The organism is Pseudomonas sp. GW822-FHT07A10, from assembly GCF_058798795.1.
The window spans coordinates 243480-267864 of sequence record NZ_JBXAKV010000011.1 but is presented as its reverse complement, the minus strand read 5'-3'; the positions used below and the strand labels follow the sequence as shown (position 1 = coordinate 267864).

Below are 24385 nucleotides of genomic sequence, written 5' to 3'. Positions count from 1 at the left end.
CGTCATCGAAATCGCCTTCGCCGGCAAGCCTGGCTCCTACGGGGGCAATGTGTGGCTGAAAGCGCCTGTAGAGTGTTGTTCACTATTGTTCATTGTCAACCGCCGGATTGTTCAGTTGTTCATTCGTGGTTGTTCATTTCTGTTCAGCAACGAATGCGATTTTTATCTTGATTGAAGGGATTTCCAGCCAAATCAAACGCTTGAGATTTTTGGCACGGATGTCGCTACGTAGCTCCGGTCGCTTGACTCAAAAAATAAAAAAAGGCCGAGCCATGTCACTCATCCTGGAGCACGTCAGCCGCACCGTCGAAGGCCAGACCTGGATCGACGATGCGTGCCTTAATTTCGAACCCGGATCGTTCAACGTTTTGCTCGGTCGCACGCTGTCCGGCAAAACCAGCCTCATGCGCCTGATGGCCGGTCTGGACAAGCCCGACAGCGGCCGCATCCTGATGAACGGCGTCGACGTCACCCAGCGCCCGGTGCGTTTGCGCAACGTGTCGATGGTCTATCAGCAGTTCATCAATTACCCGACCATGACGGTGTTCGAGAACATCGCCTCGCCGCTGCGTCAGGGCGGCGTTGCCAATGAGCTGATCCAGAGCAAAGTGCTGGAAACCGCGAAGATGCTGCGCATCGAGAAGTTTCTCCAGCGCCATCCACTGGAACTCTCCGGTGGCCAGCAACAGCGCACGGCCATGGCCCGGGCGCTGGTCAAGGACGCCGAGCTGATTCTGTTCGACGAGCCGCTGGTCAACCTCGACTACAAGCTGCGCGAGGAGCTGCGCCAGGAAATGCGCGAGCTGTTCAAGGCGCGCAATACCATCGCGATTTACGCCACCACTGAACCCAACGAAGCTTTGGCGCTGGGCGGCACCACGACGATTCTTCACGAAGGTCGGGTGATTCAGAGCGGCAAGTCCTCCGAGGTGTATCACCAGCCGCAAACCGTGCTGGCGGCGGAGTTGTTCTCCGAGCCACCGATCAACCTGATGCCGGGGCGCATTGCCGGCAACGAAGTCAGTTTCGCCAATTTCGTGCACTTTCCGTTGAACGTCGATCTGCGCCCGGTGGGCGAGGGCGAGTTCCGTTTCGGCGTGCGCCCCAGCCACATCTCGCTGGTGCCGAGCAACGACGATGACCTGGAACTGGCGGTGACCGTCGAGGTGGCCGAGATCAGCGGTTCGGAAACCTTCCTGCACGTGCGCAACGAGTATTTCCTGCTGGTGCTGCACTTGCCGGGGGTGCACGAATACGACGTCGATGCGCCGATTCGCATCTATATCCCGACTCATAAACTGTTTGTGTTCGATATGCAGGGGCGGCTGGTCCAGGCGCCCGGTCGCCGTATTGCGAGGGTTGCCTGATGGCCGAAATCCGTTTGCAGAGCCTTGCCCACAGCTACACCCGCACACCAGCCGGCCCTGAGGATTACGCGATCCGCGAGATGGACCACGTCTGGGAGCAGGGCGGCGCCTATGCGCTGCTCGGGCCATCGGGGTGCGGCAAGTCGACCTTGCTCAACATCATTTCCGGATTGCTCAGCCCGTCCCAGGGCCAGGTGATGTTCGACGGCAAAGTGGTCAACGAGCTGACCCCGGAAAAGCGCAACATCGCCCAGGTTTTCCAGTTTCCGGTGGTCTACGACACCATGACGGTGTTCGACAACCTGGCTTTCCCGCTGCGCAATCAGGGCATGGTCGAAGCGAAGATTTTCAGCAAGGTGCATGAAATCGCCGAAGTCCTCGACCTTCAGGCGTTGCTGCACAAGAAGGCGCGCAACCTTACCGCCGATGAAAAACAGAAAGTCTCCATGGGCCGTGGGCTGGTGCGCGATGACGTGTCGGCGATCCTCTTCGATGAACCGCTGACGGTGATCGACCCGCACCTGAAGTGGAAGTTGCGGCGCAAGCTCAAGCAGATCCACGAGCAGTTCAACATCACCATGGTCTACGTCACCCACGATCAGCTCGAAGCTTCCACTTTCGCGGACAAGATCGCGGTGATGTACGGCGGGCAGATTGTGCAGTTCGGTACGCCACGGGAGTTGTTCGAACGGCCGAGCCACACCTTTGTCGGCTATTTCATCGGCAGCCCGGGAATGAACCTGATCGACGTCCAGCCGCAGGCCGGCGGTGTCGGTTTTGCCGGGACTCACTTGCCATTGTCCGACGCGATGCAGCAACGGATCGCCGACAGCGAATGGAAAAGCCTGAAGGTCGGCATCCGTCCGGAGTTCGTCCATGTGTGGGAGGAGGCCTTTGATGACGCGTTGCGGGCAAAGGTCGTACACGTCGAGGACCTGGGCACCTACAAAATCATGACCCTGAACCTCGACGGCGTGCTGCTGAAAGTACGCTTGGCTGAAGACAAACCGGTGCCCGAGGGCACGGCGTACATCAGTTTTCCGGGGCAATGGCTGATGGTCTACGCCGATGATTACTTGCTGGAGGTGCAGCCATGAACAAGGTGCAGAACAACAAGGCCTGGTGGCTGGTATTGCCGGTGTTCCTGCTGGTGGCGTTCAGTGCGGTGATCCCGATGATGACCGTGGTCAACTACTCGGTGCAGGACATCTTCGACCAGTCCAGCCGCTATTTCGTCGGCGCCGATTGGTACAAGCAGGTGTTGCTCGACCCACGGCTGCATGACTCGCTGCTGCGCCAGTTCATCTATTCCGGTTGTGTGTTGTTGATCGAAATTCCGTTGGGCATCGCCATCGCCCTGACCATGCCGATCAAGGGCCGCTGGTCGTCGCTGGTGTTGATTCTCCTGGCGATTCCGCTGCTGATTCCGTGGAACGTGGTTGGTACCATCTGGCAGATTTTCGGCCGGGCCGACATCGGCTTGCTTGGGGCCAGCCTCAACGGCATGGGCATCAGCTACAACTACGCGGCCAACACCATGGACGCCTGGGTCACGGTGTTGGTGATGGACGTCTGGCACTGGACATCACTGGTGGCGCTGCTGTGTTTCTCCGGGCTGCGGGCGATTCCGGACGTGTATTACCAGGCGGCGCGGATCGATCGGGCGTCGGCCTGGGCGGTGTTCCGACACATCCAGTTGCCCAAGCTCAAGAGCGTACTGCTGATCGCGGTGATGCTGCGGTTCATGGACAGTTTCATGATCTACACCGAGCCGTTCGTGTTGACCGGTGGCGGTCCGGGCAATGCCACGACCTTCTTGAGTCAGACCTTGACCCAAATGGCCGTAGGGCAATTCGACCTCGGCCCGGCGGCGGCTTTCTCGCTGGTGTACTTCCTGATCATCCTGTTGGTGTCGTGGCTGTTCTACACCGCCATGACTCACTCTGACGCCAATCGGTGAGGCCTGCCATGAGCAAGAGAAAGCTGATTCCACTGCTGGTCTATATCCTGTTCCTGCTGGTGCCGATCTACTGGCTGCTGAACATGTCCTTCAAGAGCAACACCGAAATCCTCGGTGGCCTGACGCTGTTTCCCCAGGATTTCACTTTCGCCAACTACAAGGTGATCTTCACTGACCCGAGCTGGTACACCGGCTACCTCAACTCGGCGTACTACGTCAGCATGAACACAATCATTTCCCTGATCGTGGCGTTGCCGGCGGCCTATGCGTTTTCGCGCTACCGCTTTCTCGGTGACAAGCACCTGTTCTTCTGGCTGCTGACCAACCGCATGGCACCACCGGCGGTGTTCCTGCTGCCGTTCTTCCAGCTGTATTCCTCGATCGGGTTGTTCGATACGCACATCGCGGTGGCGTTGGCTCACTGTCTGTTTAACGTGCCGCTGGCGGTGTGGATTCTTGAGGGCTTCATGTCTGGCGTTCCCAAGGAAATCGACGAAACCGCCTACATCGATGGCTACAGCTTTCCCAAGTTCTTCGTGAAGATTTTCGTTCCGCTGATCGGCTCCGGGATCGGTGTCACGGCGTTTTTCTGCTTCATGTTTTCCTGGGTCGAACTGTTGCTGGCGCGAACCCTGACGTCGGTGAACGCCAAACCCATCGCCGCGGTGATGACCCGCACGGTCTCGGCGTCCGGCATCGACTGGGGCGTGCTGGCAGCGGCGGGGGTGTTGACCATCCTGCCGGGCATGCTGGTGATCTGGTTTGTTCGCAACCACGTGGCCAAGGGCTTTGCCCTGGGCCGGGTATGAGGAACTGATGATGGAATGGATGAGTTGGACTGGCCCGACGGCGGCGTTCTTCGGCGTCATAGCCTTGATCCTGGTGGGCATGACGACCTGGGAGTTGCGTTCGCCAAGCATTCTTCGAAAAGGTTTTCTGCCGATTACCACCACCCGTGGCGATCGGCTGTTTATCGGTCTTCTCGGCAGCGCCTACCTGCATTTGCTGGTAATCGGCGTCACCGACTGGAGCATCTGGATAGCGTTCGCGTTGTCCCTGGTGTGGCTGTTGGCTGTGATGCGTTGGGGCTAGTCGAATCGCTCGGCAATGTTGCTCCGAAACCCATAAAGGAGGTCTTATGTTCGATAAAAACAATAAGCTGCGACATAGCATTTCACTGGCAGCCATGCTGGCACTCAGCGGATTGAGCGCATCGGCCTGGGCTGATGCCTACGAAGACGCTGCGAAAAAGTGGATCGGCGGCGAATTCAAACCGTCCACCCTGACGGCCGATCAGCAACTCGCGGAATTGAAGTGGTTCATCAAGGCGGCCGAGCCGTTTCGCGGGATGGACATCAAGGTTGTCTCGGAAACCCTGACCACCCATGAATACGAGTCCAAGGTGCTGGCCAAGGCCTTCACCGAGATCACCGGGATCAAAGTCACCCACGACCTGCTGCAAGAAGGCGATGTGGTGGAAAAGCTGCAGACCGTGATGCAGTCGGACAAGAGCATCTATGACGGCTGGGTCAACGACTCAGACCTGATCGGTACGCACTTTCGCTATGGCAAGACCGAGGCGATCACCGACCTGATGGCCAACGAAGGTAAAAACTTCACCTCGCCGACCCTCGACATCAAGGACTTCATCGGCACGTCCTTCACCACCGCGCCCGATGGCAAGCTCTATCAATTACCCGATCAACAGTTCGCCAACCTCTACTGGTTCCGCGCCGACTGGTTCGAGCGGCCGGAGCTGAAAGCCAAGTTCAAGGAAAAGTACGGCTATGAACTGGGCGTGCCGGTGAACTGGTCTGCCTATGAAGACATCGCCAAATTCTTCAGCGAGGACGTCAAGGAAATCGACGGCAAGCGGGTCTACGGGCACATGGACTACGGCAAGAAAGACCCGTCCCTGGGCTGGCGCTTTACCGATGCCTGGTTCTCCATGGCCGGTGGTGGCGACAAGGGCTTGCCCAACGGTTTGCCGGTGGATGAGTGGGGCATTCGTGTCGAAGACTGTCATCCAGTCGGCTCCAGCGTGACCCGCGGAGGCGATACCAACGGCCCGGCAGCGGTTTTTGCCACCACCAAATACGTCGACTGGCTCAAGAAGTACGCGCCACCGGAAGCGGCGGGCATGACCTTCTCCGAATCCGGCCCGGTGCCGTCCCAGGGCAACATTGCCCAGCAGATTTTCTGGTACACCGCGTTCACCGCCGACATGACCAAACCGGGCCTGCCGGTGGTGAATGCCGACGGCACGCCAAAATGGCGCATGGCGCCATCGCCACGCGGACCGTACTGGGAAGAGGGCATGAAGCTTGGGTATCAGGACGTGGGTTCCTGGACATTCATGAAGTCCACGCCTGAGAAACAGAAGCTCGCGGCCTGGCTGTACGCGCAGTTCGTGACCTCGAAAACCGTGTCGCTGAAGAAAACCATCGTCGGCCTGACGCCGATCCGCGAGTCGGACATCAACTCGCAAGCGATGACCGACCTGGCGCCGAAACTCGGTGGCCTGGTCGAGTTCTATCGCAGCCCGGCGCGGGTGCAATGGACACCGACCGGCACCAACGTGCCGGACTATCCGCGTCTGGCGCAGTTGTGGTGGAGCCACATCGCCGAAGCTGCCAGCGGCGAGAAAACCCCGCAACAGGCGCTCGATGGTCTGGCCAAGGATCAAGACGCGATCATGACCCGTCTGGAACGCTCCAAGGCCCAGGCCACTTGCGCGCCGAAAATGAACCCGGAACGCGACGCGCAATACTGGTTCGACCAACCGGGCGCACCGAAGCCGAAACTGGCCAACGAGAAGCCCAAGGGTGAAACCGTGAGCTACAACGAACTGCTGAAATCGTGGGCGGATGCGCGTAAGTAATTGTCGGTAAATGTGAAACGCTAACGGCACCGTAAGGTGCCGTTTTACTTTGTGCCTGTTCCACCGCCAGGTATTGCGGTGACCTGCATTGCATTTTCGTTTTTGGGGAAAACCAGTCTGAACACGGTCATCGCACCGGGCGGGCTTTCAACCTCGGCCACTCCCTGATGCACGCTCATGATTGAGCGCACGATGGCCAGACCCAGTCCGGTGCTGCCTTGCGAGCGGGAGCGGCTGCTGTCGACCCGGTAAAAACGGTCGAACAGGTGCGGCAGATGCTGCGCTTCGATGCCCGCGCCGGGGTTGCTGACTTCCAGTGCAACCTGTGTCGCCTTTTGTTCAATATGCAGCGAAACCGTTTGCCCGGTCGGGCAGTGGCGCAGGGCGTTGGACAGCAGGTTCGAGATCGCCCGTTGAATCATCAACCGGTCGCCCAGCACGCGTGCGCTGCCGGTCACGTTCAGGTTGATGCGCTTGTCTTGCGCCGACAAGGAAAACAGGTCGGCCACTTTCTCGGCTTCTTCTTCAAGGGCGACCGGCTCGAAAGATGTGAGCGCTGCCGGGTTGCTGGCCTGCGCCAGAAACAGCATGTCCGAGACGATCCGCGCAACACGCTCCAGTTCTTCGGTGCAGGACACCAAGACGTTTTTGTACGCCTCGGCCGTGCGTTCCCGGGACAGCGTCACTTGTGCCTTGCCCATCAAATTGTTGATCGGCGTGCGCAGTTCATGGGCCAGGTCATCGGAGAACTGCGACAACTGCTGCACACCATTGTCGAGGCGATCCAGCATGAAGTTGATCCCCTGGGCCAGTTCACTGAGTTCCTGGGGCATGTCGAGCACCGACAGCCGATGGCCGAGGTCTTGCGTCGAGACCATCGCCGCCACTTTGCGAAACTCGCGCAACGGCATCAGCCCCCGCTGTACGGCGGCCCAGGCACTGAGGCCGATGAAGATCAGCAGCAGTGGCAAAGCAATCAGGGTCGAGCGCAGATAGGCGCTGAGCAACGCCTGATTGTGGGCGTCGTCCATCGACAGCAGCACCGGGACGCGGGTGCCGTCCTTGATGCGGACCAACCGAGAAGCGGTCAGGTAGCGCTTGCCTTGATCGTCGGTGCCGTCGGAGAACGCCAGTGGTTCGTCGGCAGCCAGTACTGCCTTGCGTTCAAGGCGCGGGTCGGCCATGCCGGAGCCGGATTTCAACAGAGGCGTGCGCAAGTTACTGCGGTCATAAATCGTCAGGGTGAGGTTGTCATGGCCCATGACCTGATCGAGCAGAATGTGCGGCGCCGAACGAATTTCTGCGGCATCGGCGTACAGCGACAGGCTGTGTTCCACCTGTTCCATCTTCTGGGCCAGGCTGTCCCTGGATAACGCGTTCAACTCATGGGTCAGGGCAAAGTAGGCAAGGATCGCCAGGAACACCACCAGTAGCGCGCCGAGAATACTCACCGTCAGGCCCAGGCGCATCGACAGGCTGGCCGGCTTCATTCCCGCGCCTCCAGGACATAGCCGACACCGCGCAGGGTGTGGATCAACTTGCTGTCGAACGGGTCGTCGATCTTGGCGCGCAAACGTCGGATCGACACTTCGACCACGTTGGTGTCGCAGTCGAAATTCATGTCCCACACCAGCGAAATGATCTGGGTACGGGTGAGCACCTCGCCGGACTGGCGCATCAGCAGGTGCAGCAGGGCGAATTCCTTGGTGGTCAGGTCGATGCGCTGCTCGCCGCGAAAGGCGCGGTGACGGCCCGGATCAAGTTCCAGATCGGCGACTTTGAGCACCTGCGGCACCGGGATGTTTTCGCTGCGGCGCATCAGCGTGCGCACTCGCGCCAGCAATTCCGGAAACTCGAATGGCTTGACCAGATAATCGTCGGCACCCAGATCCAGACCACGAATCTTGTCGGCCAGACGCCCGCGGGCGGTGAGCATCATTACTCGGGTGGAATGGGTGCGACGTAATTGTTCCAGCACGCCCCAGCCATCGAGTTCCGGCAGGTTCACATCCAGGATCACCAGGTCGTATGCCTGCTGTTGCGCCAGATGCAGTCCGTCGGCGCCAGTGGCCGCGTGGTCAACGATATAACCACTTTCCGTCAGTCCCTGATGCAAGTATTCGGCAGCTTTAAGCTCGTCCTCGACGACAAGGATTCGCATGATCTATCACCACTTTTATTTAATGGATATTTAATTAAGGTGGCCGGGAAAGTTGTTGTTTTTGTAGGGGCTTCCGGACGGTTTTGAATAACGACTAGAGGTTGTGAGTTGCTGGTTTTCTACAGCGGTTTCCCTGTGTGATGGCGTGCAAGGTAAAGGCTGTAGTGGCTACAGGGTCAACTGAAATGCTGGGTCTTGAGCTCTGAAAATGGCGATCTGCGACAGCCTGTCGCAGCAGGCAAGCCCGAATGCCCATGCGCCACATTCAGGCAAGTGCTGTTTGGCAGATAACTACCGTGTATTTGTTTCCATGTATTGCTATGTCGCCTTTCGCACTTCGCATCCTAGATCAAAACAACTTCCATAAACCGTGGATGACGGATTTGTAATGTTCCAGTCACCTTGCCGATAAGTTCAAAACTCTACCGTGGCGGCATCAAAGATTCTTGAATAAAGGAAGTCTTCCATTGCCCGGTTTAAAAGAACGGACGGCGCGAGCACGCCTGAAAAAAACAGCGAGGACAGTGACGGCCAGCGTTGTGTTGCTGGCCGGCACGGGGCTTGTGCATGCATCGACCCTGACCCTCGATCAAGCCCTGCAAACGGCATTCGCCGGTAACCCGGATCTGGCGGCTGCGCAGTGGGAAATCGGCATCGCCGAGGGTGAGCGCAAACAGGCCGGCCTGATCCCCAACCCCGAAGTGTCGTGGGAGGCCGAAGACACCCGGCGCGATTCGCGAACCACCACGGTGATGCTCAGCCAACCGATCGAACTGGGCGGCAAACGTGGCGCACGGATCGACGTCGCCAGCCGCGCGCAGGACGCCGCCGGGATCGAGTGGGAGCGCAAGCGCAATGCCTTGCGCGCCGATGTGATTCAGGCGTTCAACAGCGCCCGGACCGCGCAACAGCGCTTGCAGTTGTCTCGTCAGTCGCTGCAACTCGCCGAACACGGTTTGCGCGTCGCCCAAGGACGCATCGAGGCCGGCAAATCATCGCCGGTCGAAGGCACCCGGTTGCACGTGCAACTCTTAGAAGTACGCCTGGAACTGAGCCGCGCCGAGCGCGATCAGGCCAACGCCTATCAGCAATTGGCGCAGGTCATGGGCGCACCGTTGCCAGCCTCGACCACCGTGCAAGCGGCCACGCAAAGCATGCCCACCGTGCCACCGGCGAGCCGATTGCTGGAGCGCCTGAACGAGACCGCCGAGCTGCGTCTGGCCAAATTGCAGATCGATCAGCGCGAAGCCTCACTGGGTCTGGAAAAGTCGCAACGCATTCCCGACCTGACCGTGAGCATTGGCAGCCAATACAGCGAAACCGAGCGCGAGCGGGTCAACGTGGTCGGGCTGTCGCTGCCGATTCCGCTGTTCAACCGCAATCAGGGCAACGTGCTGGCAGCAGCCCGGCGCAGCGATCAGGCGCGGGATCTGCGCAATGCCACCGAGCTGCGTTTGCGCACGGAAATCCAGACCAGCCTTGAGCAATGGCAGACCGCCAATGGCGAAGTCGAGGCGTTCAACCAGACCATCCTGCCCGCTGCGCAAAGTGCGGTCGACAGCGCCACGCGCGGCTTCGAAATGGGCAAGTTCGGCTTCCTCGATGTGCTCGACGCCCAGCGCACCCTGATCAGCGCCCGCAGCCAATACATCCAGGCCGTCAGCGAGGCGACGGACGCGCGAGTACGCATCGAACGCATCTTCGGCGACCTCACCGTCAGCCCTTGAATTTCATCCTTCAAATCACTGCGCGATGGCATGGCGCAGAGGAGTTTCCATGGAAAAAAAACTGATCGTGGTGGCTGCGGCGACGTTGGCGCTGGGCATTGGTATTGGCTCGATGTGGCCGGGCAATGCGTCCATCGACGCGCACGCCGATGAAGCGGCGGAGCACGCCGATCACGCTGAAGAAGGCGCAGCAGCCGACGGCGAACATGCAGAAGAAGGGCACTTGGAGCTGAGCGCTGAACAGATCACCGCGGCGGGCATTCAACTGGCCGAAGCGCGGGCGCAGAACATCAGCCTCGGCTTGCCGTTCCCCGGCGAAGTGCGCTTTGACGAAGACCGTACTGCGCACGTAGTGCCTCGGGTGCCCGGGGTGGTCGAGTCGGTGTCGGTCAATCTCGGGCAGTCGGTGAAGAAGGGCCAGTTGCTGGCGGTGATCGCCAGTCAGCAGATCTCTGATCAGCGCAGCGAACAGGCTGCCGCGCAGCGGCGCCTGACCTTGGCGCGCACCACCTACGAACGCGAGAAAAAACTGTGGCAGGACAAGATCTCCGCCGAGCAGGATTTCCTTCAGGCACGCCAGGCATTGGAAGAAGCCGAAATTGCCCTGACCAATGCCCGGCAAAAAATCAGCGTGCTCAGTGGCAGCGTGGTCGCCACCGGCGGCAATCGCTATGAACTGCGCGCGCCGTTCGACGGTGTGGTGGTGGAAAAACACCTGACGCCGGGGGAGGTGGTTGATGAATCCACGGCGGCTTTTACCCTCTCCGACCTGTCGCGGGTGTGGGTGACGTTCGGCGTTTCGCCCAAGGATCTGACCAAGGTGCAAGTGGGCAAACCGGTCACCGTCAGCGCCCCGGAACTCAATGCCGAAGTCGCCGGCACCGTGGCCTACGTCGGCAGTTTGCTCGGTGAACAGACTCGCACTGCAACGGTCCGCGTGACCTTGGAAAATCCGCAAGGCTCGTGGCGCCCCGGCCTGTTCGTCACCGCGCTGGTGGCGACCGACAGTCGCCAAGCCAGGGTCGCCGTACCTGAAACCGCGATCCAGACCGTCGAGGACAAACCCACGGTGTTCGTGCGCACCGACGACGGCTTCAAGGCGCAAGCGGTGGAGCTGGGCAGTCGCGCGGCCGGCTTGGTGGAAGTCACCCAAGGGCTGGAGCCGGGCGTGCAAGTCGCCAGTGCCGGCAGCTTCGTCCTCAAATCGGAATTGGGCAAAGCCTCGGCCGAGCACTCTCATTGAAGGCTCCCACTGATCCGTCAACCTCGACCGGAAGGTTCTCATGTTCGAACGCCTGATCCAGTTTGCCATCGAGCAGCGCATCATCGTGCTGCTCGCCGTTCTCCTCATGGCCGGCCTCGGCATCGCCAGTTACCAAAAACTGCCGATCGACGCCGTGCCCGACATCACCAACGTCCAGGTGCAAATCAACACCGGCGCGGCCGGGTTCTCGCCGCTGGAAACCGAGCAGCGCATCACCTTCCCGATTGAAACCGCCATGGCCGGTTTGCCGGCGCTGGAGCAGACCCGTTCGCTGTCGCGTTCGGGGCTGTCGCAGGTCACGGTGATCTTCAAGGACGGCACCGATCTGTTCTTCGCCCGGCAATTAGTCAACGAGCGCTTGCAGATCGCCAGGGAGCAATTGCCCGAGGGCGCGGAAGCGCTGATGGGGCCTATTTCCACCGGGCTCGGGGAGATTTTCCTGTGGACGGTGGAGGCGCAGGACGGTGCGCTGAAGGACGATGGAACCGCCTACACGCCAACCGATTTGCGGGTGATTCAGGACTGGATCATCAAGCCGCAATTGCGCAACGTGCCCGGTGTGGCCGAGATCAACACCATCGGCGGGTTCGCCAAGGAATACCAGATCGCCCCCGACCCGAAACGGCTGGCGGCATATAAACTGACCCTCACCGATCTGGTCACGGCGCTGGAGCGCAACAACGCCAACGTTGGCGCCGGTTACATCGAGCGCAGCGGCGAGCAGTTGCTGATTCGCGCGCCCGGGCAAGTAGCGAGCACCGACGACATCGCCAATATCGTGATGGCCAATGTCGACGGGACGCCGATCCGGATCAAGAATGTCGCGACCGTGGACATCGGCCGCGAACTGCGCACCGGTGCCGCCACCGAAAACGGTCGCGAAGTGGTGCTGGGCACGGTGTTCATGCTGATCGGCGAAAACAGCCGGACGGTCTCCCAGGCAGTGGCTAGCAGGCTTGAACAGATCAACCGCTCCCTACCCAAAGGCGTGATCGCGGTGCCGGTGTATGACCGCACGCACCTGGTGGACAAGGCCATCGCCACGGTGAAGAAGAACCTGGTGGAAGGCGCGATTCTGGTCATCGCGATTCTGTTCCTGTTCCTGGGCAACATCCGCGCGGCGTTGATCACCGCGATGGTCATTCCGCTGTCGATGCTGTTCACCTTCACCGGCATGTTCACCAACAAAGTCAGTGCCAACCTGATGAGCCTCGGCGCCCTCGACTTCGGCATCATCGTCGACGGCGCGGTGGTGATCGTCGAAAACACCCTGCGACGGCTGGCCCATGCGCAGCAGCATCACGGGCGTTTGCTGAGCCGTTCCGAGCGTTTCCACGAAGTATTCGCGGCGGCCAAAGAAGCGCGGCGGCCGCTGATTTTCGGCCAGTTGATCATCATGGTCGTGTACCTGCCGATCTTCGCCCTGAGCGGTGTCGAAGGGAAAATGTTCCACCCGATGGCCTTCACCGTGGTCATCGCGCTGTTGGGCGCCATGCTGTTGTCGGTGACCTTTGTGCCGGCGGCCATCGCGTTGTTCGTTACCGGCAAGGTCAAGGAAGAGGAGGGCGTGGTCATGCGCGGCGCGCGTCGCGTTTATGCGCCGGCGCTGGCGTGGGTGATGTCCCATCGCGCCATGGCGGTGGGGGCGGCGCTGGCTGTGATTGTGCTCAGCGGCGTGCTCACCAGCCGCATGGGCAGCGAGTTTGTGCCGAGCCTCAGTGAGGGCGATTTTGCCCTGCAAGCCTTGCGCGTGCCGGGCACCAGCCTCACACAATCGGTGGATATGCAGCAGCGTCTGGAGACCTTGATCCTCAACAAGGTGCCGGAAGTCGAGCGCGTGTTCGCCCGTACCGGCACCGCCGAAATCGCCTCCGACCCGATGCCGCCGAACATCTCCGACAGCTACGTGATGCTCAAGCCGAAGGCGCAGTGGCCGGATCCGGGCAAGTCCCGCGAGACCCTGATGGCGGAACTGCAACAAGCCGCCGCGACGCTGCCGGGCAGCAACTATGAACTGTCGCAGCCGATCCAGTTACGCTTCAACGAACTGATCTCCGGCGTGCGCAGCGATGTGGCGGTCAAGGTGTTCGGGGATGACATGGACGTGCTCAACGCCACGGCGGCGAAGATCGCCGCCGCCATGCAGAAGGTCAACGGCGCGTCCGAGGTCAAGGTCGAGCAAACCACCGGCCTGCCGGTGCTGACCATCAACATCGACCGCGACAAGGCGGCGCGTTACGGGCTCGACGTCGGCGACGTGCAAGACACCATTGCAGTGGCGGTCGGCGGGCGCCAGGCCGGGACACTGTATGAAGGCGATCGGCGTTTCGACATGGTGGTGCGCCTGTCCGATGCCATGCGCAAGGACATCGAAGGTTTGTCGGCACTGTTGATTCCGGTGCCGGCGCCCCTGAATGGCGCGGCTGATCAGATTGGCTTCATCGCCCTCAAGGACGTCGCCAGCCTTGATCTGGTGCTCGGGCCGAATCAGGTCAGCCGCGAAAACGGCAAGCGGCTGGTGATCGTCAGCGCCAACGTGCGTGGGCGCGATATTGGCTCCTTCGTTAAAGAGGCCGGCGAGGTGATCGAGCGCGATGTGCAGGTGCCGGCGGGTTACTGGACCGGCTGGGGCGGTCAGTTCGAGCAGTTGCAGTCGGCGGCCAAACGCTTGCAGATCGTGGTGCCGGTGGCTCTGCTGTTGGTGTTCGGGCTGCTGTTCATGATGTTCAACAACCTCAAGGACGGCTTGCTGGTGTTCACCGGGATTCCGTTTGCGTTGACGGGTGGCGTCATGGCGCTGTGGCTGCGGGACATTCCACTGTCGATCTCGGCGGGCGTTGGTTTCATTGCGCTGTCGGGGGTAGCGGTGCTCAACGGTCTGGTGATGATCGCGTTTATCCGCAATTTGCGGGAGGAGGGGCGTTCGCTCGCTGATGCAATCAATGAGGGTGCGCTCACACGTCTGCGCCCGGTGTTGATGACGGCGCTGGTGGCGTCCCTGGGCTTCATTCCCATGGCTTTGGCAACCGGTACGGGTGCCGAGGTGCAGCGACCGTTGGCGACGGTGGTGATTGGCGGGATTCTGTCTTCGACCATCCTGACGCTGCTGATACTGCCGGCGTTGTATCAGTTGGCGCATAGACGCGACGAAGACCCAGCTTCAACCAAGTAGGTGGTCCTGCTGTGGGAGCGCTAGATAACGGATATGTAATTTGCGCGCCACCGTCACGAAAGGTTCGGATTGTTACCTTGATCCCGTTAGTTAATTAAACGAGGAATCAAGCATGAAACTTGTACAACTGAGTGCGTTTGCAGCGGCGTTGGTGATGTCTTCCGTTGTTTTGGCTGAAGGTGGCGGCGACAGAGCCTTTGAAAAAATGATGGCGGCCAATGACCGCTCGGTGGAGGCGTTTGTCGCCAAGGAACAGGCGCGTAACCCCGTCGTGTTGAATGAAAAAAAGGACGACAAGACCAAAGACTTGTAAGCGTGTCGCACCTGAACTGGCCCGTCATCGATTGCCGATGCCGGGCTTTTTTTGAGCCTGGATTTGAAGGTACTGGGTATGAAAGTTTTTAAGTGGATGGCGTTCGCCGGGGCGCTGGCGATGTCGTTGAATGCGCTGGCAGAAGGCGGCGGTGACAGGACGTTTGAGAGGGCGTTCAGTGCCAACGCCAAAGCCATGGAACAGTACGCGGCCAACCAGGGCAAACCTGCGCCGGTGGTGAAAGACTACGAATACGGAATGAAGCTGGATGTGGTGAAAGTGGTGAGCGTTGTGCGGCCGCAAGTTGCTTGTGCCGTGGTGCCTACTGCCATGACCTATGAAGATTCAAAGGGCCAACTCAATACCATCAAATACACCGTGGCAGGCGATTGCCGCCGACAGGGCGGGTGAGGGCACCGAGGGCCTCCACCTACAGTGCGTATTTCAATTCGGAATGTTTAACGGATGTGGCGCAAATACAGACGCTTCCCACAATGTTTTCAGGTTGTCCGTCGGACGCACGCTCTCTAGCCTGTGCATGTCGCTGCCAATTCAGCGACCGGGCCTGGAAACCCCGATCAGTAACAGTGGCGCCAACACGCCTTTCATAACGTATCCTTGCGCACCTTGAATGTGTGCACTCCGTTATGGCGGCTGTGCGTGGGAGACCTTCGGGTCGACCGGGTCGCCGCTGCCCGGGTTTCCAACCTGCGTACAGCTGCCACCTCTTCGTCCGGAAACCGAAATGGGGCAGCTCCAACTTTTCAGTGGAGTTTCACCATGAAAAAACCAACACCAAACCCTCCCGAAGCAAGCACAGCTACGGACACCGACCTAACATCTCCCTAAGCCTCCATCGACTCCAAAAAACTCCACGAAGCTGCCGAACGTGCGCTCGATTACTACCTGAATCCGACGGCCCACGTCATGTCCACGCCCTACACCCCCAACCAGATGTATTTCGCCAATCCCAAAGCCGACACCGAATCCCTGCTGGCCAATGCCAGCGAATCATTGTCCTCGGCCACGGTCATGCTCGGTGACTTCGCCGCGCTTTTGGAAGGCACCCATCGCAAGACTCTGTTGGGTATTGCGCAAGTGGTGATGTTGGGAGAGTTGGCGGTGAATCAGGCATTGGATAACGTCGAGTCGGGTGAGTAACTCTCCCGCAACGCAATCCTGCAGGAGTCGCCGAAGGCTGCTCCTGCAGTGCTCAATCCACGGGCATAAAAAAGGCGCCCCGAAGGACGCCAAAAGATTCACCTCTTACCAAAGGAGCAAGGAGCTTCTAAAGGTGAATTTGCATAAACCGTGAAGTCAGAGAATCGCCAGCGGATACTCGACAATCACCCGCACTTCATCCAGATCCGACTCAAACGCCGTGGCGCGGGTTGTGGCCTGGCGCAGACGAAGAGACATGTCTTTCAGCGAGCCGCTCTGCACCACGTATTTGACTTCTATGTCGCGCTCCCAGCGCTTCTGGTCAGTCAGTGGTTTGCCGTCGGCATCGCGACGCATGTACACGGCGTTGGCGTTGGAGTAGTCGGCGTCGGTGCCACGGCCGTAACGGGTCATGAACGACAAACCCGGCACGCCATAGCTGGTCATGTCGAGGTCGTAACGCACCATCCACGAACGTTCCTTGGGCGAGTTGAAGTCGCTGTACTGGATGGAGTTGTCGAGGAAGATCGAGTCGGACTGACGCAGGTAGTCGAAGTCGTCGTTGCCGTTGTTGCGCTGGTGCGATAACGCAACGGAGTGGGCGCCGAGTTTCACCCCGACACGGCCGCTCCAGATGTTGTTGTCGAACTCGCCGAGCAGTTGTTTGCCCTCGTCGACCGCCTTGTAATAGTTCAAGCCACCGAACAGCGACAGGTCATCCGACAGCGGATAAGTCCATGCGGTGCCGGCGTAATACTGATTCCAGGCATCCTTGAGGCGACTGGAATACAGGCTGAAACTGAGGTTTTTGTTCAGCGTGTAGTCGCCACCGAAATAGCCGACCCACGGCGAATTGACCGGACCGGCGTAGAAGGTCGCGAAGTTTTCGCGCATGTTGCTGGACACCGGTTGGCTCATCGCATGCAGGCGACCGCCCTGTACCGACAGACCTTCGATACTGGTGTTGGTGGCCGTGACACCCCGGAAGCTTTCCGGCAACAGTCGGGAGTCACCCGCCGCAACCACCGGGTTGGCGGGGAACACATCGCCGACCTTGATCACGGTATCGAAGGCGCGCACTTTGGCGGCGCCACCGACCTTGGTGTATTCATCCCGCGCCTGACCATCGCTGTCGACCGGCAACACGTCGAAAGAACTACGGCCACCGTTGCGCCCGTCACCGGTATCGAGTTTCAAGCCGATCATCGCAAACGCATCGACACCGACCCCGACGGTGCCTTGGGTAAAGCCGGATTCGAACTTGCTGATGACCGCGTGAGCCCAGGCCTCGGAATAACCATTGCCGGTGGGACTCGACTGGCCGTCACGGTGATCACGATTGAAGTATAAGTTGCGGTTGAGCACCGTCAGGCTGCTGCCCTCGATAAACCCCTCGGGTTTTTCTTCCGCAAACACCATGGACGGCCCGGAGCCGACAACCACCGCTAAAGCGGCTATCGACATTTTTGTATTGTTAACCATCAATCACTCCTTGGGTTCGGCAGAACGGGAACGTGCTTCGGCGTGGGTTTTATTGTTCGACGGGCAAGGGCCCGCCGGCATGGTCGCCGGGTGACATCGTTGCAAGCTGCGGATAACGCCAAGGTGATGGGGGAATTACAATTTCGTCATGTGCGTGGAATGACAAGCCTGCACGTTCAGGTCAGCGCTGCGAGTTGTTCGATTGTTTGCGGAAAGCGTTCAACCAAGCGGATCAGTGTCGTGGCTTGGGCATTTGGTGTTGCCCGTCCTTGTTCCCAGTTTTCGAGGGTTCGGGTGTTGGTGCGTAGATACATGGCGAACACCGACCGGGAAAGATTGAGCTGTTGACGGATGGCTACCACTTCCTCGGCAGTGATGGGTACCAGTTTCGGCAGCTTGACCTTGTGGGTCCGCAGCGTGACCTTGCCTTGGCGCTCGTCGGCCAAGGCTTCGAGGCCTTCCATCAGTTCGGAAAAAATGTCACGTTTCATAGTGGGTTCTCGTGTTGATTTCTCTATCCAGCGCTTGTCTGAAAAGTTTTTTCTGGGAAGGCGACAGGTCGTCTTGCTCGTTTTTGCTATACACGGTGAACAGCCAGAATTGATCGAAACCTGACCACCAGTAATAAATCACCCTAAGCCCGCTACGCTTGCCTTTACCGCGACGTTGATCGAAAAAGCGGATTTTTCGCAGCCCGCCCGTACCTTCAATGAGATCGCCCGCTTCAGGGTTTTTCAGCAGCTCCAACTGAAAGCTGCGGAACAAATCGTCATCCAGGTAATCGTCTCGGTGTTTCTGAAACGCAGGTAATTCGATAAAAAGAGCGTCCATGTTCTGTACGTCACCTGCGTATAGTGTTGTCTTGATAATCGAATAGGTCAAGGCATCGAAGCCATCCTTTTCGTCCCCCGTTTTCAAGGTAGACCCCGGTCGTAAAAACGCCTGTAGGACGAAGCGACCAGGCCGGTGAGAATTTTCGAGTAATGCTGGGGGAAGGGGACTTCGCAATTGACTCATCGGCTCACCCACAGCACTATCTGCCGATGAATGATCAACGCCGAATGAACATGATGTGTTCCTCTATGACCGCTTCAGGCGGGCCATAAGGTCATACGTGCTCGGCATTTGACGTGTTACCCAAAGCCCCGCCAGAGATGGACGGGGCTTTTTGATTCTCCGTCTGCACATGGCTGATGGAGAGTGAAATGTTCGAAATGAGAAAAGCCACCCAAAGCGACGCCCAGACGGCATTCGACATACGGCGGCTAGCCATCCGACATCAATGCATCGGTGCCTATACCGAAAAGCAAATGCTGACCTGGACATCGGGGTCAGCTGAGGACGGTTACTGCGCACTCATGGAAAAGTACTTCTATCTGGGGTGCGTTCAGGGTGAGCCTGTGGCGACAGGCATGCTGGATCCGGAGAACCGCGAAATCGGCGCAATCTTTATACATCCTGACTTTATGGAACGAGGCCTGGGTAAGCGTATCGTGGGCTTTCTCGAAGATCTGGCGCGGGATCTTGGCCTGGTGGAAGTCCGTCTGGATGCGACTTTGAATGCCGCCGACTTTTATCGACGCTGTGGTTACATTGGGGAGGAACCCGCGGTTTACCATTCCCCCTCCGGTCTTCAACTGGCCTGCGTTCCTATGGTGAAGAAACTGTGATGGCTTCGGGGCCGACCTGAGTAGCACTGCATAATTTGGCGCCTGAAAGCTCCAATCTCAAAACGCAAAAACGGCACCCGTGTGCCGTTTTTTATCCGTCGTACCGATCTCGTTTCAGACTTCGGCGAACGGCTTTCAGTACAGTGCCGTCGAGAGCGTTATGCCCTGCGTTGAGCAACCGGCACTGAATATCCACACGTTCACGGAGCCAGCGCAGGCTCGCCATGCCGAACGAGTCTTTGATGCCTTGTATGACGCGGGTATTGCTGTCGAGGGAAAGCACTTCGTGAGCCTGGGTGAAGAAGTACTGGTTGATGTGGTAGTGCAGCTCCAGCCGGATAGCGCGGACGGCTTCTTCATTGACGAAGTCTTCGAGTGCGCGCTGGCGCATCGACTGGCCGTTCAACTGCCAAATGGCCCTTGACCAGTGCATGGCAGCCTGACGCTGCTGGATTGGGCAGCCATGGCTCAGTGTCTGATAGATTTCTTGCGCATTGCAGCCTTCGACCCCATTGGACACTCCGACCAAACCATCGCTCAAGGTTTGATCGTAGGCGCTGACATTCGTGGAAAACGGCACAAATATCGAGACCAGCGTGGTGTTCAGAACGGCTTGGGGATACCGCTGCTGGTATTGAATCGCCAGCCAGCTTCCCCAGGAAACCCCCAGCAAGCTTATCTTCTCGAAGCCCAGATGCCGACGCAGCGAATCGATGTCTTCGACACACAGCCTGGTATTGTTGTGACGCAATTCACCGTGGGGATGAGAGCGTCCGCAGCCGCGCTGGTCAAACAGGACAATGTCGTAACCAAGGAGGTCGAAGAACTCGAGGTGATGACGGGAGCTGCAACCGCCGGGCCCGCCATGCAGGAAAAAGATCGGTTCGGTACCCGGAGTGCCATGCCGTTCCCAATAGACCAGATGACCGTCGCAGGTTGGGTAGTAGCCATTGTTCAAGGACGTCGTCATTCCATCGGGACCCTGAGTCGGTAGAACTGGAACAGCTCCACTTGGCCGGGGCGGGCCGCTACGCTTGAAATCAGCTCCATTTTCAGCGATTGAGCCATATAAGGAACCGCGATAAGCACGGGGGTATGGCCGAAAACGAGAATCGTGCCTCCTGGATTCACGCACGCTGCCATATCGCGCAATGTTTGCCGGGCGCTTTCGGATAATAAAAAGGGGACTGGTCGATAGCATGGGTGTACGTTCGGCAGGCTATAACAGTGTTTTTTTGTTTTTCGATAAGTGCAAGAACTGTGTCGTCATGAAAGAGAGGGCATTCAGAGAAGTATTCCGGAGTAATAAGTTCAGTAGTGGAAGTATCGCAATGATCGCTGAGGTAATGTTCCAATGCTTCATAGAGCGCACCCACATTGGCCTGTGGAGGGTAGCCTTTGCCGGCACCCCTGGCTCTTCGTTCAGGATCGATGGTACTGACAGACGCATGGGTCGCGACGACCTTTTGGCCAATGGTGCGGGTGTTGAGACGGAGTCCCAATACCTTGAATTCCGCATCAATTCGCTGTTCAGCCTGTGCGAGAGTCAGTTCCCGTTCAGTCACTGTGAAATTGTCCATTATTTGCTTCCTCAAGAAACCGGGGGCGTGAGCCCCCGATTTTTTATTCGGCTTTCAGTTCGGCCAGTTCTTCCTTAGTCAATTGGAGTGTTTCGATCTGCTCGGCAGTCGGGGCTTCCTGCTGTTCAAGATCAATAACTTTGTTTGCATTCCAGCTAACGAGATAACCCATCATTGAATCCTCTTGTTTTTAGTTTGACTGTGCACTGTTGAGCACGGATCAAATGTATAAGTCATTCGATGAGAGAGTCAAAAATGTCTGGAAGTTTCGACAGGCAGATTTAAGCAGTGCGGAAATACGTACATAACCATTCTCGGCTTGACCGAGTTGGCGCGACACAATGGTTTGCTCGACAGGGAACAGCATTACAAAACTAACTGGGCGTCTGGTTTTTGTCGTAGACGCTTGTAGGAAACTTCAACTGCATACAGAAGAAAAATCTCTTTAACTGATTTTTTCAATCCTATGGGGCTTCGGCTTGGCGAGTTCTCCTACACCTTTTGTGGATACTTCAGACGTCACTGCACCTTTCACTGCTGGCGGTTGCGAACTTGCAAACGCAAAAACGGCACCCGAAGGTGCCGTTTCTGTTTTCTACCGAGTATCGCTTAAGCGATCAACCCGCCAACCCCGACTGTTGAACCAGGTTCAGCAGCGGTTGTGGGTACAGGCCGAGGAAGAACGCCAGTACGGCGATCGCCAGCAGCATCACGCCGCCTGCACGTTGTTCCCAGTGCAGTTGCGCATCGTGGCGACGCAGGTTCGGTTCCATCAGGTACAGGGTGACCATCACACGCAGGTAGTAGAAGACGCCGATGGCGCTGCCCAGTACCAGGGAGCCGACCAGCCACCATTGGTGCGATTCGACACCGGTGGCGATGATGTAGAACTTGCCGATGAAGCCCGCGGTCAGCGGGATACCGGCCAGGGACAGCATCATCACGGTCAGGACGGCGGTCAGGTACGGACGGCGCCAGAACAGGCCACGGTATTCGTACAGGGCATCCGCGTCACGGCCGCTGTACGGCGAGGACATCAGGGTGATCACACCGAACGCGCCGAGGCTGGTGATCACGTAGGTGACCAGGTACACGCCGATGGCTTCCACGGCCAGGCCCTTGCTCGCCACCAGGGCGATCAGCAGGTAACCGAAGTGCGCGATGGACGAGTAACCCAGCAGACGCTTGAGGTTGCTCTGGGTCAGTGCCAGCAGGTTGCCGAACAGGATCGACGCGATGGCGATGACGGTCAGCACGTTGCTCAGCACGCCACTGCTCGCCGCTGGCGAGATCTGGAACAGACGCACCATTACCGCGAACACCGCCACTTTGGAGGCCGTGGCCAGGAACGCTGCCACCGGTGCCGGAGCCCCTTCGTAAACGTCCGGGGTCCAGAGGTGGAACGGTACCAGCGACAGTTTGAACGCCAGGCCGATCAGCATCATGCCCAGGCCCAGTTGCGCGATCGGGCTAGGCAGGCCGGTGGCCGCCAGGGCCTGACCGATGCCGTTGAAGCTCAGGCTGCCGGCTTCGGCATAGAGCAGGGCCATGCCGAACAACAGGAACGCGGAACCGGCGGCCGACAGCACCATGTACTTGATGCCGGCTTCCAGCGAACGTTTGTTGAAGAAGGCGTAAGCCACCAGACCGTAGACCGGTACCGAGAGCAGTTCCAGACCGACGAACAAACCGGCCAGGTGCTGCGCGCTGACCAACACCAGGCCACCGGCGGCGGACATCAGGATCAGCAGGTAAAGTTCTTCACGGTTGCCCGGGTAGCCCGTACCGCCATCGCCCAGGTAGGCGTGGGCGAGGGTCACACAGGCGAGGGTGGCGACCAGGATCAGCGCCATGTACAGGCAAGCGAAAGTGTCGATCTGCAGCAACGGGGTCACGGCCAATGGCGCGACTTTCAGGGCTGGCAGGATCGACAGCAAGGCCAGGTTAAGACCTGCCACCGACAGCAGGAAGGTTTGCGAGTGGTTGCGGCGCCACGCGATAGCCAGCATCACCACGATGATCGTGGCGCTGGTGATCAACAACGGCGCAAGCGCGATAAAGTGTTGAGTCGTGAATTCCATAGCGCTCTTACCGGGCCGAAGCGAGTTGAGTGAAGGCGGAGCCGAGCCACTGCTGCACGCCATGCATCGTCGCGGCAGAGGTATCGAGGAACGGTTGCGGGTACACGCCGATGTAAAGCAGCAGTGCCGCAAGCCCAACCACCATGATCAGTTCGCGACCGTCCATGCCATGCAGCACCGCGTCGGATTTCGACGGGCCGAAGAAGGCACGGTGGACCATGATCAGCGAGTAGACCGAACCGAATACCAGGCCGGACGTGGCGATCACGGTGACCCATGGCGCGCTGGCGAAGGTGCCGATCAGGATCAGGAACTCACCGACGAAGTTACCGGTCGCCGGCAGGCCCAGCGACGCCGCTGCGAAGAACAGGCTGAGGGCTGGCAGGTAGGCAATCTTCGACCACAGGCCACCCATCTCACGCATATCGCGGGTGTGGGTGCGCTCGTACAGCTGACCGGAGAGGATAAAGAGTGCCGCGGCCGACAGACCGTGAGCCAGCATCTGCATGACCGCGCCCTGCAGTGCCAGTTGGCTGCCGGAGTAGATGCCGATCAACACGAAGCCCATGTGGGAAACGGACGAGAAGGCAATCAGACGCTTGATGTCGGTTTGCGCAAAGGCCAGGAACGCACCGTAGAAGATCCCGATCAGACCCAGGGTCATGGCGAACGGCGCGAACTCGGCCGAGGCATTCGGGAACAGCGGCAGGGCGAAACGCAGCAGGCCGTACGCAGCAGTCTTCAGCAAGATACCGGCCAGGTCGACGGAACCTGCGGTCGGTGCCTGGGCGTGAGCGTCAGGCAACCAGGAGTGGAACGGTACGACGGGCAGCTTGACCGCAAAGGCGATGAAGAAGCCGAGCATCAGGATGTACTCGGTGGTCTGCGACATCTTGGTTTTCAACAGATCGGCGTAGTTGAAGGTAATCACGCCGGTGTCGTTGAAGTTGACCAGTACCAGGCCCAGGATCGCCACCAACATGATCAGGCCGGAAGCCTGAGTGAAGATGAAGAACTTGGTCGCCGCGTAGATCCGGGTTTTCTTGCCGTCCGAAGAACTGTGACCCCAGAGCGCGATGAGGAAGTACATCGGCACCAGCATCATTTCCCAGAAGAAGAAGAACATGAACAGGTCGAGGGCGAGGAACACGCCAACGACACCGCCCAGGATCCACATCAGGTTCAGGTGGAAGAAGCCCACATGACGCTGAATCTCTTTCCAGGAGCAGAGTACCGAGAGGACACCCAGCAGGCCGGTCAGCAGGATCATCAACAGCGACAGGCCGTCGAGGGCCAGGTGTACGTTGATGCCGAAGCGCTGGATCCAGACGTGTTTGAACTCAAGCGCCCAGGTCGGATCGGCGCCAGGCTTTGGTGCAAATGAATAGTCACCGTTGGCCCACAGCCAGAGGCCGAGGGAGAGCAGCAGGGACATGGTGATCAGCGCAATCCAGCGGGGGAGGGTGGCGCCGAAGCGCTCACCCATCCAGCACAGCAGGCCGCCGATGAAGGGGATCAGGATTAGCCATGGCAGAATCATGACGGGCTCGTTTCCTTTCGCAAGTT

The 24385-nt window shown here is 58.9% G+C and carries 23 protein-coding genes; 13 read left to right on the top strand and 10 right to left on the bottom strand.

Translation table 11 applies throughout. The annotated features are described in order from the left end of the window. The first annotated feature begins 272 nt into the window (after window positions 1-272). Genes AC1RL4_RS20020 through AC1RL4_RS19995 form a run of 6 tightly spaced genes read left to right on the top strand, consistent with a single transcriptional unit; the run spans window position 273 to window position 6208 of the window. On the top strand, window positions 273-1367 hold the full coding sequence (locus tag AC1RL4_RS20020; protein WP_028941252.1) for an ABC transporter ATP-binding protein: 1095 nt from the start codon (window positions 273-275) through the stop codon (window positions 1365-1367). Continuing rightward, complete coding sequence (locus tag AC1RL4_RS20015; protein ID WP_204124101.1) at window positions 1367-2464, top strand: ABC transporter ATP-binding protein; 1098 nt, start codon at window positions 1367-1369, stop codon at window positions 2462-2464. The genes AC1RL4_RS20020 and AC1RL4_RS20015 overlap by 1 nt, the downstream gene beginning before the upstream one ends. Further along, window positions 2461-3327, top strand: coding sequence for a carbohydrate ABC transporter permease (locus AC1RL4_RS20010; RefSeq protein WP_019580058.1), 867 nt, complete (start codon window positions 2461-2463; stop codon window positions 3325-3327). Before AC1RL4_RS20015 ends, AC1RL4_RS20010 begins: the two co-directional genes overlap by 4 nt. An 8-nt stretch (window positions 3328-3335) precedes the next feature. Then, window positions 3336-4136: a carbohydrate ABC transporter permease gene (locus AC1RL4_RS20005; protein WP_007940908.1), complete on the top strand. Its 801-nt coding sequence runs from the start codon at window positions 3336-3338 to the stop codon at window positions 4134-4136. 10 nt (window positions 4137-4146) lie between these two features. Continuing rightward, complete coding sequence (locus AC1RL4_RS20000; RefSeq protein ID WP_018925490.1) at window positions 4147-4419, top strand: DUF2160 domain-containing protein; 273 nt, start codon at window positions 4147-4149, stop codon at window positions 4417-4419. Between the two features lie 46 nt (window positions 4420-4465). Beyond that, window positions 4466-6208, top strand: coding sequence for an ABC transporter substrate-binding protein (locus AC1RL4_RS19995; RefSeq protein WP_007940906.1), 1743 nt, complete (start codon window positions 4466-4468; stop codon window positions 6206-6208). A gap of 44 nt (window positions 6209-6252) precedes the next feature. Here AC1RL4_RS19995 and AC1RL4_RS19990 read toward each other — a convergent pair whose 3' ends face one another. Both AC1RL4_RS19990 and AC1RL4_RS19985 read right to left on the bottom strand, forming a co-directional pair. Further along, window positions 6253-7698 carry a heavy metal sensor histidine kinase gene (locus tag AC1RL4_RS19990; protein WP_028941254.1) on the bottom strand — a complete coding sequence of 482 codons (1446 nt, stop codon included), beginning with the start codon at window positions 7696-7698 and terminating at the stop codon, window positions 6253-6255. Further along, the gene (locus AC1RL4_RS19985; RefSeq protein WP_007940896.1) at window positions 7695-8369 is read right to left on the bottom strand and encodes a heavy metal response regulator transcription factor; all 675 of its coding nucleotides are present in this window, start codon (window positions 8367-8369) and stop codon (window positions 7695-7697) included. The genes AC1RL4_RS19990 and AC1RL4_RS19985 overlap by 4 nt, the downstream gene beginning before the upstream one ends. 467 nt (window positions 8370-8836) lie before the next feature. Here AC1RL4_RS19985 and AC1RL4_RS19980 point away from each other — a divergent pair, with 467 nt between their 5' ends. From AC1RL4_RS19980 to AC1RL4_RS19955, 6 genes are all read left to right on the top strand, one after another. Beyond that, window positions 8837-10096 (top strand): TolC family protein, encoded by a 1260-nt coding sequence (locus tag AC1RL4_RS19980; protein WP_230175616.1) that lies wholly within the window; start codon window positions 8837-8839, stop codon window positions 10094-10096. Window positions 10097-10145: 49 nt separating this feature from the next. Continuing rightward, window positions 10146-11339, top strand: a complete 1194-nt coding sequence (locus AC1RL4_RS19975) for an efflux RND transporter periplasmic adaptor subunit (RefSeq protein WP_096479908.1) — start codon at window positions 10146-10148, stop codon at window positions 11337-11339. A gap of 40 nt (window positions 11340-11379) precedes the next feature. Next, window positions 11380-14532 carry a CusA/CzcA family heavy metal efflux RND transporter gene (locus AC1RL4_RS19970; protein ID WP_230175617.1) on the top strand — a complete coding sequence of 1051 codons (3153 nt, stop codon included), beginning with the start codon at window positions 11380-11382 and terminating at the stop codon, window positions 14530-14532. Between the two features lie 112 nt (window positions 14533-14644). Next, complete coding sequence (locus AC1RL4_RS19965; RefSeq protein ID WP_028941258.1) at window positions 14645-14845, top strand: co-regulatory protein PtrA N-terminal domain-containing protein; 201 nt, start codon at window positions 14645-14647, stop codon at window positions 14843-14845. Between the two features lie 78 nt (window positions 14846-14923). Beyond that, window positions 14924-15256 (top strand): DUF2790 domain-containing protein, encoded by a 333-nt coding sequence (locus AC1RL4_RS19960; RefSeq protein ID WP_230175618.1) that lies wholly within the window; start codon window positions 14924-14926, stop codon window positions 15254-15256. Window positions 15257-15700: 444 nt separating this feature from the next. Next, entirely contained in the window at window positions 15701-16006 is a 306-nt protein-coding gene (locus tag AC1RL4_RS19955) for a DUF6124 family protein (protein ID WP_230175623.1), read from the top strand. Between the two features lie 156 nt (window positions 16007-16162). Here the strand turns inward: AC1RL4_RS19955 and AC1RL4_RS19950 are convergent, their stop codons facing one another. The 3 genes from AC1RL4_RS19950 to AC1RL4_RS19940 all read right to left on the bottom strand — a co-directional run bounded on the left by AC1RL4_RS19950 (window position 16163) and on the right by AC1RL4_RS19940 (window position 18319). Then, entirely contained in the window at window positions 16163-17488 is a 1326-nt protein-coding gene (locus AC1RL4_RS19950) for an OprD family porin (RefSeq protein WP_230175619.1), read from the bottom strand. 176 nt (window positions 17489-17664) lie between these two features. Next, entirely contained in the window at window positions 17665-17979 is a 315-nt protein-coding gene (locus AC1RL4_RS19945; protein ID WP_007940887.1) for a helix-turn-helix domain-containing protein, read from the bottom strand. Continuing rightward, complete coding sequence (locus AC1RL4_RS19940; RefSeq protein WP_028941262.1) at window positions 17969-18319, bottom strand: type II toxin-antitoxin system RelE/ParE family toxin; 351 nt, start codon at window positions 18317-18319, stop codon at window positions 17969-17971. Before AC1RL4_RS19940 ends, AC1RL4_RS19945 begins: the two co-directional genes overlap by 11 nt. A 374-nt stretch (window positions 18320-18693) precedes the next feature. On the opposite strand from AC1RL4_RS19940, the gene AC1RL4_RS19935 reads away from it, so the two are divergent. Next, complete coding sequence (locus tag AC1RL4_RS19935; protein WP_230175620.1) at window positions 18694-19158, top strand: GNAT family N-acetyltransferase; 465 nt, start codon at window positions 18694-18696, stop codon at window positions 19156-19158. Window positions 19159-19249: 91 nt separating this feature from the next. Here the strand turns inward: AC1RL4_RS19935 and AC1RL4_RS19930 are convergent, their stop codons facing one another. The 5 genes from AC1RL4_RS19930 to nuoM form a co-directional block, all read right to left on the bottom strand. Further along, the gene (locus tag AC1RL4_RS19930) at window positions 19250-20128 is read right to left on the bottom strand and encodes an alpha/beta fold hydrolase (RefSeq protein WP_026331776.1); all 879 of its coding nucleotides are present in this window, start codon (window positions 20126-20128) and stop codon (window positions 19250-19252) included. 157 nt (window positions 20129-20285) lie between these two features. After that, entirely contained in the window at window positions 20286-20738 is a 453-nt protein-coding gene (locus tag AC1RL4_RS19925; protein ID WP_493119981.1) for a hypothetical protein, read from the bottom strand. Between the two features lie 43 nt (window positions 20739-20781). Beyond that, window positions 20782-20910, bottom strand: coding sequence for a hypothetical protein (locus tag AC1RL4_RS19920; protein WP_256677813.1), 129 nt, complete (start codon window positions 20908-20910; stop codon window positions 20782-20784). Window positions 20911-21355: 445 nt separating this feature from the next. Further along, on the bottom strand, window positions 21356-22819 hold the full coding sequence (gene nuoN / locus AC1RL4_RS19915) for an NADH-quinone oxidoreductase subunit NuoN (protein ID WP_018925505.1): 1464 nt from the start codon (window positions 22817-22819) through the stop codon (window positions 21356-21358). 7 nt (window positions 22820-22826) lie between these two features. After that, entirely contained in the window at window positions 22827-24359 is a 1533-nt protein-coding gene (gene nuoM, locus AC1RL4_RS19910) for an NADH-quinone oxidoreductase subunit M (protein WP_028941267.1), read from the bottom strand. Between the last annotated feature and the right edge of the window lie 26 nt (window positions 24360-24385).